This window comes from Nonomuraea sp. B5E05 (genome assembly GCF_039880665.1).
GTDB lineage: Bacteria > Actinomycetota > Actinomycetes > Streptosporangiales > Streptosporangiaceae > Nonomuraea.
In genome coordinates, this window is the sequence record NZ_JBDPMJ010000030.1 from 51,490 (window position 1) to 62,586 (window position 11,097).

Sequence of the window (11,097 nt, forward strand, 5' to 3'; positions counted from 1 at the left end):
AAGATGCTGTTGGCTGTCTCGCACCCCAGGGAGAGGAACTGGCTCGTCCCTGGGGTGCGAGACAGGGGGTGCGACACGGGCCACCGCCTGTGCCTTTGGGCGGTGCTGCGGCTGCACCGCGGCGCCGGGAAGGTCATTCATACGAGAAGTGCAGGATCGTTGCCCGCTCGCAGGGGCGCGTGCCCGGCTTCGTCCCGCTTGTTCACCCGACCACACCTCCCGGAGGAAGCTGGAGGAGACGATCACGCGCGGGCGCTGGGATGGCACGGCCACGGCAGCGTCTGGCCGACGTCCATGTCGTACTCCGGAAACGCTCGAAACCTCGCCACTGGTCACAGCTTCCGGCCCACCGCGCACAGGCAGAATCGGTCATCGGCCCTCGCGTTGATCATGCCTTCGGTCGGCCGCCACTGATCCAGAAAGACCAGCCCAGGCTGGATCAGCTCGAAGCCGTCGAAAAACCGCTGGATCTGCTCCGTCGTCCGCGGCACGACCGAAGCACTGGCCTTGCGGTGCGCGTACTCTTCGGCACCTGCCCGCGCGACACCGTCCGGGTCGTCCCACAGATGGGACAAGATCAGATAGCTGCCCGGCGCCATCCGGTCGCGTACTGCCTCCACCAGCTTCTCCGGGCGGTCCTCGTCGGTCAGCAGATGCAGCATGGCTACCAGGAGGAACGCGGTTGGCCGGGAGAAGTCGATGTGCGCACGCAGGCCGGGGTGGTCCAGGATGTTCTTCGGGTCACGCAGGTCAGCCTCGATCGCGATCACGTCAGGCCTGATGCCGGCCAACAGGGCGCGGGCATGGACCAGCACGATCGGATCGTTATCGACGTACGCCACGCGCGCGTCCGGGATGGTCCGCTGCGCGACCTCATGCACGTTCGGCGATGTGGGGACGCCTGTGCCCAGATCGACGAATTGCCGGATGCCGGCTTCGACGACCGCTTCCGTTGCCCGAACCAGGAAGGTTCGATTCGCACGTGCTGTGGTGCGAGCGTTCGGAGCCACTTTCAGAACCTGCTCGGCCAGCTCCCGGTCGGCGGCGAAATTGTCCTTGCCGTCAAGGAAGTAGTCATACACCCGGGCGATGCTGGGCGTGTTCGGGTTCACACCTGACGAGGGCGATGGGGTGCGGTCATCGGTCATCGAGGGTCTCGTGCGTTTGTGTCGGTTGCGAGGGTGCCGTTCTTCTCGTCTGCCAGAAGGATGTCCTGATCTGCGGCGGTCCGTCGTGCTCGGTCATGATGACCTCCTGATCGAGGGCGAGCGTGGTAGTGCGGTTGTTGAACTGGTCGGCGAGCTGGTGCGGAAGAGGTGCACGATCGACTGCTGGCGGGCCAGGGCGGACGACAGTGCGTAGGCGTCCGGCCCTCGTATGAACGCGGCCACCCCGGCCTGTCGCATGGGCTCGGTCGTGGCGATCCGCAACCGTGCCTCCCAGCATTCGCAGCCGGACCCGTCTCTTCCGCGGACGATCTCCCATCCGGGTACGTGCGTCGCAGCGCGGACATATTGCCGGTGCGCGAGGATGGTCGCGTTCATGTGGGGATCTCCCGCATCAGCATGGGTGAGGACCTGCCTTTCTGATCAAGGGGCACACCGGGGGCCTGCTCGGCGGGGATTGCGCGTTTCGGTGTTGGCTACGGCGACTTGCTTTGCTCCTGCTCTATGAGGAGGTCGACGAGGCCCATGGCGGTGGTGGCGCGGAGATAGGACGCCAGGCTGGTGTTCCGTTCGGCGCCGATGGGATAGGCGCGGCGCGCGGCCCACCAGAGGCCGGTGTCGCTTCTCCATACACGCCACGCTGGGAACTTCTGCTCGAGTTCGATGGCGACCGCATCGTCACCGAGCGCTACTGTTCGGTCGCCGGAATCAGCCTGTGTCACGCTAGACAGAGTCATACTGAAGACCGAGACGAGCTTTCAAAGGGTCTGAAAGCGGGTGTGGGCGTGACCGAGACGATCGGAGTCCGGGTCGCCGGGCTGCGCAAGCTACGCGGATACAGCCAACGTGGCCTCGCCACACGCGCGCATGTCTCCTACAGCCTGCTCACGAAGGTGGAATCCGGGCATGCGCCCGCGAGCCCGGCGTTCATCGGTGCCGTGGCGCGGGCACTGAAGGTAGATGTTCCCCGCATTACCGGTCAGCCTTATCAGGAGCCGGTGAGCCAGGGGCAGCGGCTCCAGGCCGTCGTCGAGCCGTTGCGTCGGGCCCTGCTCACTCAGGATCTTCCGCCGGAGGAGGCGCCGGAGCCGCGGTCCTTGGCGGAGCTTCGCAAGGACGTCGAGGAGGCTTCGCAGTTGGGCCGGCAGGCTCGTTACCTGCGGCTCGGGGAGATGCTGCCTTCCCTGCTGGAAGAGCTGTCCATCGCCATCCACCACAGCGACGATCCCCGCCTGCATGCGCTGATGGCCGAGGCGTACGGGGGCGTATCCGCGCTCGCTCACATGCTCGGATACCAGGACATGCGCGGCATCGTGCTGGAGCGGATCGAGCGTGAGGCGCAGCTGAGTCGTGATCCGCTACGGGTCGCGCGTACGCGCTGGTCGCGTGGAGTGTCTCTGCTCGCGGTCGCCGCCTACGAGCAAGGGCTGCGGCTGATGGAGCAGACGCGCCGCGGCCTCGGCGACGACCCCGAGCGGATGGAGCCTGCCGCTGCGGCGCTGTACGGGTCGTTGCATCTGAGATCGTCCGTGCTGGCGGCGCGCTCCGGTGACGCGGACCTGTCGGATGAGCATCTACGGCTGGCCGGCCATGCCGCGCAGTCGCTGGCCGGTGATTCCACGAACTACTACGGGCTGGAGTTCAGGCCGTCCAATGTCGCGCTGCACGCGGTGTCGGCGGCCGTGGAACTGGAGGACGGGGCCAAGGCGATCGAGCGCGCGTTGCCGCTGTACAAGGCTTTCCCGGTGGATCTGCCGCCGGTGCGTGCCGGGCATCACTGGATCGACGTGGCCCGTGGTTGGTACTACCACGGCGATCGGGGGCAGGCGTTCGACGCGCTGCGGCGGGCTCGGTCGGCCGCACCGCAGCAGGTGCGGAACCATCCGATGGTCCGGGAGCTTGTGCAGACGATGGCGAGCACGGGAGCGCGGCCAAGCGAGGACCTGCGGCGCTTCGCGGCCTGGCTAGGCCTGGTCTGAACACACGTCGGTACTGGCCCAAGAGCCGATAACTCGGCCACTCGGATGACCAGTCGTAGGCCAATTGGGCGGCTGCTTGAGAGTGGCTGCCCAGGGGGTTGGTACAGCCCCAGTCCACAGGGGCGCTGGGTCGGCCAGTCGCCGCCCCGACTCATGTAAATGTAGCCCTTCTCTTTAGAAGGTGGGTGGGGCGCCGGTTACGCGGTGAATCACTCGGCGATTCTTTGAATCATATTCCCTCGCTTAGTGATTAATTCTCTCTCTTGAAGTCCACGCTGATATTTCTCGTTGAATTCCTCCTGTTCGGCGATGGGCTCGCCATTTATTGTGTCAAGAATAATGGTAAAGACTCGCCGGATGTCATTGATCGGGGCTCCGTTTCGAGATGTAATTGAAGAGTTCGAAGGTAGTCGCACAACAGTGTGCAACAGAAACGGAGACAGGAAATGTCGTACGCAGCTTCTGGAAAGAGCGTTCCGGCCAACGTTCCCGGGGAGAGCCTCACGCCCGAGGATATGGCGCGGGTGGCCTCGGAGGACTGGGCGGAAATCCAGCGGCTGGCGCGCGGTTACTGCCGCACGGTGGACGCCACGCGATCCCGTAAGCGCATGGACGGCAGCGCCACGATCGTCAAGCAGGGGCACGCGTCGTATGGCACGGACGACGTTTCGGATGACGTCACCCAAGATGCGGTGCTGCTCTTCGCCCAGAAACTTCGCGACATCTCCGCGTCGTGCCGCAAGGCTCCCGACAGCACGACGGATGCCCCTGCATGGGTCTACGTCCGGCGCGACGGGGGCGAGATTACGGTCTCGCGTACGACGCTGCACCGGTGGGCCGTCCGGGATGCCGCCGCGCGGAACGGCTACCGGGTTGATGTGCCTCCGACCGAGGTCGACGCCACGCCTGGCGCACAGCTCATGCGACCGGTGCCGCACGTGGAGAGTGCCACACGGGCGGCTGAGGCGTTCTGCCTGGCTCAGAACAGTGCCGTCATTTTCCGGCAGGCGTTCGGAGATGGCGGTGACTTCCCGACCCTGCGAGCGATGATGAAGATCGCTGGGCAAGCCGATGATCTGGGGCGGGCGGGGGTCCTGGGCAAGGTCGCTCAGGAACGATACGGCGGTGCTTACGGTTCCCGCCGGACTGTGATCAGGACGCGTGACGCCGCACGGGCCGAGTGGCAGGAACTGTCCGAGCGCATTGACGATGCCAGGGACACGCTCAGGTACGAGGGCGAAATGACGCAGGAGTAACCCGAAGGCCATAAGAAGAGGGCTCCAGAGATACTCTGGGGCCCTCTTCTTATGCTCTTGCTAACTGTGGTTCCCTGAGCGAAAGATTCCCCGAAAGGAGCCGAGTAGCGGACGGTTGGGCGGGCGCGGTAGCCGTATTTGAGTGAGGGGAGATTCGCCGGTACGCGCCTAACACGATCGGTGTTTCTCGGTCATACGGTTCCTGGGCAAACGCCTGCCGTTCTGCTTGGCGCCACGCGAAAGGAAATCGCCGAGCGCGGACGGTTGAGCCGTTTCGTCAACCGTATTTAGGTGAGAGCAACGCGCGACACTGCAGCGTCGCGAGCGTGTCCGAGATGCTCGGCAATCTCGCTTACCCATCTCTTCACGCTCGCGCGGCAGCGTCCACATCGCGCTGCGCTGACGTCCCATCCGCCCGGCCATCTGCCGGGCTTTCTCATGTCTGGAGGCTTTTCCATGAGCGCTGCATCCAAGCTCACCAACACCGTCACGATCAAGAAGCTGGCCGACGTGGTCGCCACCGTGCCGTACCTGCTCGGCTTCCACCCCTCACAGAGCCTCGTGGCGGTGGGCATCGACGACGCGAAGGTGAAGGGTGTCGTACGCCTGGACCTGACGCAGGACCCTGCCGAGATGGCAGCGCGGACGAGCCATCTGGCGAACGTGCTGGCGGGCAACGGTCTCCACCATGCGCTGCTGGTCGGCTACGGAGCTGGTCCGCAGGTTACTCCGATGATGGATGCCGCCATGGAAACCCTGCCCGGGAACGGGGTCGCCCTCGGTGAGGCGATACGCGTTGATGAAGGGCGTTACTGGTCCTACATGTGCTCGGATGTCAGGTGCTGCCCTCCGGAGGGGGTACTGGTCGATCCCTCCAGTAGCGTGCCCGCCGCTGCCGCCGTGGTGGCCGGGATGCGCGCGCTTCCCGACAAGGCGGCCCTTGCTGCAACCCTGGAGCCGCCCCAGAATCTCGATCAGGACCGCGCAGAGAAGATCACGCGGGAGGTCTGCGCCCAGGCCAGGAAGGAGAGCAGGCCGGACGATGACTGGTTCGGCGACGGCGTGAAGCGGATCGTGGCTGCGCTGGATCAGGTCCAGGCTGGAGGACACCTTGACGCCGAGACGGTGGCCTGGCTCGGCGTGTGCCTGACCGCCAAGCCCGTACGCGACATGGCGATGACGTACGTGCTGGAGTACGACACAGAGACGCATGTGCGCTTGTGGACCGAGGTCGTCCGCAAGGTTCAGCCCGCGTTCGCCGCCGCTCCCGCAACGCTGCTGGCGTTCGCCGCGATGTGCCGGGGGGACGGGCCGCTGGCGAGCGTCGCGCTCGACCGGGCTCTGTCGGTCACGTCTCACTACACGCTCGCGCTCCTGCTCGTCGAGGCGCTCATGGTGGGTCTGTCGCCGTCCGAGGTGCTCGGGCGTGACTGGAGCCAGATGGCCGACGACATCATCGCGCAGGTACGAGAGCGGCCCTCGGCTGCCTGGCCACTGCTCCCCGAGGGCTGGTGATCGCCCTGTCGGCGGTCTGATCCGCCTTCCCGACGCGGTACCCCACACAGCCAACCCGCCGCCGCTCCCCGGGAAGGGCGCGGCGGCGAGCCTTTCCCGATCAACCGAACGCTGCCCTGACGTGCCGGAACGAAAGGATTCCCGATGGACGGCTGCGACGTGAACGACCTCGTACCCGAGATCGCCAGGCATCTGCACGGCTACAGCCCAGAGACCCTCTGGGGGACGCCGTACCTGATGGGACCGGACGGCGCGCGCCTGGCCGTACACCAGCTGATGGGCCGGACAGAGTGGATCGTGGTCACGGGACTCTACCCCGTCGAGTCCTCTGACCTGCGGCGCCATTCGATCATCGTGGTGACCACGCGCGGGCCGAAGCATATTGCCAAGAAGATCACCCGCCGGCTCCTGCCGAAGTACGTACGCGATCTCAAGCAGCAGCAGGCCAGAACAGCCAAACACACCGCGCGAACCGATCTGGTGGAGACCCTGCTCGCTCTGCTGCCCGGGCACGCCGTCACCGCTGCCGAGCAGGAAGCCGCCGTCCGGTGGCGACTCGGGTCCATGTACGGAGTCTTCGAGGTCCGCGACCACGCCACCAGCATCGAGATCCGCAACGCGGACCGTGAGCTCGCCGAACGCGTCGCGTACGCGATCAACCAGCGCGCCACCTGAGCGCGCCAGACACATCCGACGGGCACCGGTTCCGGCCGGTGTCTTTCCGTTTCTCCTGGTCAGAGAGAAAGCGCATCATGTCCCGTGAATCCCTGGAGTGGCTGAACACCAACACGCTGATCGGCCACACCGACAAACGCGGCAGCGCCTGGCACTACCGGGCCAGCATGCAGGGAGAGGAGCCCAACCACTACCCGGGCCCGATTCCGGTCGACGACGTCAAACGGCGCCTGTTCGGCTGGCAGGCGCTGTCGAGCCCGGTGTACGTGGAGGATCCGCGCGGAGGGCGCGCCCAGGTCTCCGGACGGCAGGCGATCCTGCGCAGCGACAACGGCCACGTCATGGGGATCTTCTCCGACGGTTATGAGCCGCATCCGTACGTGGAGTGGCTCGTCGGCAACATCTCCCGCCTGCTGGACGCGGACCTGTCGATCGGGTCGGCCGGACTGCTCAGGGGCGGCGCGGTCGCCTGGGTGTCGGTCGAAGTGCCCGACAACATCCACACCCCTGAGGGGGTGGAGTTCCGCCCGCACCTGTTCGGGGCGACGTCCTTCGACGGGTCCCTGTCCACCACCTTCAAACGCGCCATCACGAACATCGTGTGCGACAACACGATGGCCGCCGGGCTCGCCGAACGCGGCCAGCAGATCAAGATCAAGCACTCACGGCACTCGAAGTTCCGGCTGACCGAGGCGCGCCAGGCTCTGAACATCGTCTACACCCTGGCCGACGAGTTCTCGCGCGCCGTCGCGGATCTGTGCCGGATTCCGGTCAGCCGGGGGCAGTGGAACGCCTTCCTGGACGCCCACGTCCCGATGCCCGCCAAGCCGGGACGCAGCCGGACCATGGCCGAGAACAAGCGCGACTCTCTGACCAGGCTCTGGAACCACGACCTTCGGGTGTCGCCCTGGCAGGGGACGGCCTGGGGTGTGGTCCAGGCGGTCAACACCTACACCCACCACGAGCAGCACGTACGCGGCGCCGACCGTGCCGAGCGCAACATGCTGCGCGCGGTGACCGGCGGCGTCGACGACCTCGACCGCGAGACCCTGCGCACCCTGTCCGCAGCTCTGGACCGGTCGCTCACCTTCGCCGGTTGATGACACTCGACCTGGTAGGGCTCCTGCTCTCGTATCCCCGGGGCGGGAGCCATACCGGCCGAAAGGAGAACACATCGTGTTGCTGGCATCCCGTGGCCGCGGACGAGAGCGTGCCGCTCGTGCCCGGCGTAGCAGGCCGCGTCCGCGAGAGAGGCGGCTGAGAAGCACAGAAGTGCGCGCGCTCCGCGCCGGGCGGTACAGGATCCGGGCTGATGGACGGCGTCGGCAGGCTTCGGCGCGACCCCTCCGGGTGCGTGCGCCCAGCTCAAATTACGGACAGGGAGTTAGCGACGCGCTCGAAGCCGGGAGCCGGGATCGTGGGTTTGCTCGTGACGACGTCGCCGAAATAGGCGGTGTTCAGAAAGGAGACTCCTGCGGCGTGCCCTAGCCAGGGGCAGCCTGCTCTGAGCGTTGCCTCTCGTTGTGCTCGGGCATGAGTCTGGGCCGGTCGTCAGGGTCCGCGTTCCTCCAACCAAGCGACGACGGAACGGACGAAGCCGTCGACGTGCGACAGGGGTTTGCCGGCGAACACCGCGTGGAGGTGCCCGACCCCGACAGCGTCGTTCCAGGTCCAGGCGCGTCGGTAGGTCTTCTCGTCGGTGGCCGCGCGCAGGACGTCCCAGCCGTGCCAGGTCGCGACGAGTGCCCCGTCGATCGCGGGGTCGGACAGGATCGCCATGTCCCAGTCGAGTACGCCGGCCAGCTTGCCGTCCTCACCGAAGTGCACATTGCCGGCGCCGAGGTCGCCGTGGACGAGCCTGGGCGGGACCTCCTCGAGTGCCAGCATCGTGTCCAGCCGCTGCCGCACTCCGTCACGCCACTTCGTCGGCAGGCGTGGAATGATCTCGTCTCTCAGGATGTCGGCCCATCCCAGGTCATCGGCGTACCGGCGGGGAGTGTGGAGAACGGCCTCGAGTTCCGGTGAGATCTCAACGTCGCGCAGTGCCTCCAAGAGCGGGCCGAACGCCGATGGGTCCCCGACGCCTTCCGGCAACGACTCGCCGTCGATCCACGAAAGCGCGACGGCCGCGCGTTCCCCGAACGTGATCACCGCAGTCAGCGGCTCCGGCACGGCGAAAGGCAGACCGGCCGCCGCAACGGCTCGAAGAATCTCGACCCGGCGCGGCAACTCGGCGGCGGCATCGGGGCGCTTGCTGATACGTACCGCGGCGACGCCGGGGAACAGCACAACGTGGTGCATGTTTCCATGCTCGGCAAGACGTACGGAGCCGAGAGCAGCGTCGGGAACGAGTGCCTCAGCGATTTCCAGCAGGTCGGCGGGGACTGGTCGAGGCATCCCGCCATTCTGCCGGACGATCACACGGGGTCGGCGGTGACCATCAGGCGATTCGGTAGGCGGCGGCGCCGTTGTGCAGGAAACGGGCGCGGCCGTGCCCGTCGGAGCCGACCAGGGACAGGACCTGGTGGCCGGAAGACTTCGGTTCGGCGGTGACGACTGAGCTGTCGTTGAGGCGGACGACCTCGACGCGCTTCTCCGACCCGCCGAGGAAGGACTCGGCGATCTCATTGCGTGGGCGGTAGATGAGGAACGCGCGGTCGTGCTCGCTGGTAAGGGTGATGTCGTACAGGGTGGAGCGGTAGGTGCCGCACATGCGGTCCGCGTCGATCCCGGTCGGGTTTAACGGCGGCACGGGTAGCGGTGCCGTCTCGACGCCGGCAAGGTCCCTGAGCACCGCATCGAAGATCTCGTAGGCCAGTGGCTCACCGCCGGTGCTGTTGGTCAGCACGGCCACCGCCACACCCGCCGATGGGACGACGCGAAGGAATGCCTTCTGCCCCTTGGAGACGCCGGTGTGGCCGACGACGCCGTCCTGGTAGAGCATCCAGCCGAGTCCCCAGCCGATGACGCCGCCGCCGAAGTCCGGGACGGATTCGACCTGAGGTTCGCGCAGTGCCGCCAGCGCAGGGTCGGTGATGTGCAGGCGGACGAACTCCAGCAGGTCGCGTGCACTGATCGCCAGGTGCGAGCCGCTGGGCGCGGAGTAGTAGGAAACCGCCCACTGTTGCGCCGGAACGACCTCTCCGCCGCTCTGGATGTGGCCGACCGCGGCGCGGTGCAGGATCGCCTCGTAGGTGTCGGCAGCGGCGGTGTGCAGGCCCAGTGGTGTCACCAGGCGTTCGCGGAGCACGTCGTGGTAGGGCTTGTCGCGTAACACCTCCACCAGCCTGCCGAGCACCACGTACCCGCTGTTGGAGTAGGAGAAGACGGTGTCGGGCGGGAGAAGCTGGTCGGCCTCGGCGAGGGTGGCGACGAACCTCTCGATCGCGTCGTTGTTGCGACCGGTGTCGGTGAAGTGGTTGCCGTCGATACCGCCGGTGTGGGTGAGCAGGTGGCGGGCGGTCAGGGAGGCAGTGGCGGCTGTGTCGCTCAGCCGGAAGTCGGGCAGGTAGTCGCGCACGGGACGGTCGAGTTCCAGCACACCGTCTCCGACCAGTTGCTGGATCAGCGTGGCTGTCCAGATCTTGGTGATCGAGCCGATCTTGAATATTGAGTCGGTCGTGGCCTCGACCTGGGTGCGCAGACTCAGCACGCCCGCAGCCTCGTCCCGAATCTCCCCGTTGGCCAGCACGGCGACCTGTGCACCCGGTACGTCGTACTTCGCGACAAGCTCGCCCAGACCCCATCCCATCCCGCCAGGCTAGTGACAAGCCTCCACCCACCCCGGGACACACCAAGGTCTCGGGGCCTGATGGACGCCACGCCGGGATCTTCTGGGAGTTCTGAGGCCGCCTCCGGCCCTTTCTGAAACGCTGGCACAGTAGGGGGCGCCATGAGTGAGCAGGGCCGGAGGCGACATGAACGAGGCGACCGCGCATCTGCTGTTCGACGTGGTGGAGCGCATGGAGAAGAACATCACGGCACGGGAGTGCCCGGCGATCGTCGCCATGCAGGGCGCGACCAAGCTCGTTCTGAGTGATTACGACTACCTGCGCGACACCGAGACGGCGGAGGCGTTCGAGGCCAGGGCGGCAGAGAAGGCTCAGGAGATCGAAGCCGTTCGCTGGGTGCTGGCTGTTCCGCAGGTGTGGCTCTTCGAGCCTCCTGACACGATCACCACGCGGGCCGTCTCCAACCATCCCCTACGGGAGGGGGAGCAGGAGGCGATCACGTGGATGAGCTTCGACCGAGAGGACGGCGTGGACTACGGGCGAGTGGTGTACGTACGCCGCCCGAGCGGGGAACCCGTCTTCGAAGAGCCGGAGATGTTCGAAGTGGGTGTCAGGCCGGAGGAGACCATGCCGGGCTTTGTTCTGCTGCAGCGGTGCCTGGCCGATGAGTGAGGGCCGGCTCCGAGGAGCCGACCCTCGACCGACTCGAATCTGTTGTTCGAAGGCAGACTGAAACGGTCACGGTGAGCTTATCGCCTGTCACCGGGGCTGTCCG

At 66.4% G+C, this 11,097-nt stretch carries 11 protein-coding genes; 6 read left to right on the top strand and 5 right to left on the bottom strand.

What is annotated here, in order from left to right; translation table 11 throughout:
• Nucleotides 1-332 precede the first annotated feature (332 nt).
• From ABGB01_RS38315 to ABGB01_RS38325, 3 genes are all read right to left on the bottom strand, one after another.
• On the bottom strand, nucleotides 333-1,148 hold the full coding sequence (locus tag ABGB01_RS38315; RefSeq protein WP_347778547.1) for an SAM-dependent methyltransferase: 816 nt from the start codon (nucleotides 1,146-1,148) through the stop codon (nucleotides 333-335).
• 93 nt (nucleotides 1,149-1,241) lie between these two features.
• A complete protein-coding gene (locus ABGB01_RS38320; protein WP_347778548.1) occupies nucleotides 1,242-1,544 on the bottom strand; it encodes a hypothetical protein in 303 nt (100 codons plus the stop codon).
• Between the two features lie 98 nt (nucleotides 1,545-1,642).
• Nucleotides 1,643-1,888 carry a hypothetical protein gene (locus tag ABGB01_RS38325; protein ID WP_347778550.1) on the bottom strand — a complete coding sequence of 82 codons (246 nt, stop codon included), beginning with the start codon at nucleotides 1,886-1,888 and terminating at the stop codon, nucleotides 1,643-1,645.
• 63 nt (nucleotides 1,889-1,951) lie between these two features.
• Between ABGB01_RS38325 and ABGB01_RS38330 the strand changes: the two genes are divergently transcribed.
• The 5 genes from ABGB01_RS38330 (at nucleotide 1,952) to ABGB01_RS38350 (ending at nucleotide 7,691) form a co-directional block, all read left to right on the top strand.
• Nucleotides 1,952-3,145 carry a helix-turn-helix domain-containing protein gene (locus ABGB01_RS38330; RefSeq protein ID WP_347778551.1) on the top strand — a complete coding sequence of 398 codons (1,194 nt, stop codon included), beginning with the start codon at nucleotides 1,952-1,954 and terminating at the stop codon, nucleotides 3,143-3,145.
• A gap of 446 nt (nucleotides 3,146-3,591) precedes the next feature.
• On the top strand, nucleotides 3,592-4,401 hold the full coding sequence (locus tag ABGB01_RS38335) for a hypothetical protein (protein ID WP_347778553.1): 810 nt from the start codon (nucleotides 3,592-3,594) through the stop codon (nucleotides 4,399-4,401).
• Between the two features lie 456 nt (nucleotides 4,402-4,857).
• Entirely contained in the window at nucleotides 4,858-5,916 is a 1,059-nt protein-coding gene (locus tag ABGB01_RS38340; RefSeq protein WP_347778554.1) for a DUF4192 domain-containing protein, read from the top strand.
• Between the two features lie 144 nt (nucleotides 5,917-6,060).
• Nucleotides 6,061-6,591, top strand: coding sequence for a hypothetical protein (locus ABGB01_RS38345; RefSeq protein WP_347778556.1), 531 nt, complete (start codon nucleotides 6,061-6,063; stop codon nucleotides 6,589-6,591).
• A 77-nt stretch (nucleotides 6,592-6,668) separates the two neighbouring features.
• Nucleotides 6,669-7,691 (top strand): DUF932 domain-containing protein, encoded by a 1,023-nt coding sequence (locus tag ABGB01_RS38350; protein WP_347778557.1) that lies wholly within the window; start codon nucleotides 6,669-6,671, stop codon nucleotides 7,689-7,691.
• Nucleotides 7,692-8,142: 451 nt separating this feature from the next.
• Here the strand turns inward: ABGB01_RS38350 and ABGB01_RS38355 are convergent, their stop codons facing one another.
• Both ABGB01_RS38355 and ABGB01_RS38360 read right to left on the bottom strand, forming a co-directional pair.
• Nucleotides 8,143-9,012: an aminoglycoside phosphotransferase family protein gene (locus ABGB01_RS38355; RefSeq protein WP_347778559.1), complete on the bottom strand. Its 870-nt coding sequence runs from the start codon at nucleotides 9,010-9,012 to the stop codon at nucleotides 8,143-8,145.
• Between the two features lie 19 nt (nucleotides 9,013-9,031).
• Entirely contained in the window at nucleotides 9,032-10,342 is a 1,311-nt protein-coding gene (locus ABGB01_RS38360; RefSeq protein WP_347778561.1) for a serine hydrolase domain-containing protein, read from the bottom strand.
• A 166-nt stretch (nucleotides 10,343-10,508) separates the two neighbouring features.
• On the opposite strand from ABGB01_RS38360, the gene ABGB01_RS38365 reads away from it, so the two are divergent.
• Nucleotides 10,509-10,994 (top strand): hypothetical protein, encoded by a 486-nt coding sequence (locus tag ABGB01_RS38365; RefSeq protein WP_347778563.1) that lies wholly within the window; start codon nucleotides 10,509-10,511, stop codon nucleotides 10,992-10,994.
• Nucleotides 10,995-11,097: the final 103 nt, after the last annotated feature.

Bases quoted from the DNA above. Each gene is read 5' to 3' on its own strand.
- ABGB01_RS38315 (WP_347778547.1), bottom strand. From the start codon at position 1,148: ATGACCGATGACCGCACCCCATCGCCCTCGTCAGGTGTGAACCCGAAC.
- ABGB01_RS38320 (WP_347778548.1), bottom strand. From the start codon at position 1,544: ATGAACGCGACCATCCTCGCGCACCGGCAATATGTCCGCGCTGCGACG.
- ABGB01_RS38335 (WP_347778553.1), top strand. From the start codon at position 3,592: ATGTCGTACGCAGCTTCTGGAAAGAGCGTTCCGGCCAACGTTCCCGGG.
- ABGB01_RS38340 (WP_347778554.1), top strand. From the start codon at position 4,858: ATGAGCGCTGCATCCAAGCTCACCAACACCGTCACGATCAAGAAGCTG.
- ABGB01_RS38345 (WP_347778556.1), top strand. From the start codon at position 6,061: ATGGACGGCTGCGACGTGAACGACCTCGTACCCGAGATCGCCAGGCAT.
- ABGB01_RS38350 (WP_347778557.1), top strand. From the start codon at position 6,669: ATGTCCCGTGAATCCCTGGAGTGGCTGAACACCAACACGCTGATCGGC.
- ABGB01_RS38360 (WP_347778561.1), bottom strand. From the start codon at position 10,342: ATGGGATGGGGTCTGGGCGAGCTTGTCGCGAAGTACGACGTACCGGGT.
- ABGB01_RS38365 (WP_347778563.1), top strand. From the start codon at position 10,509: ATGAACGAGGCGACCGCGCATCTGCTGTTCGACGTGGTGGAGCGCATG.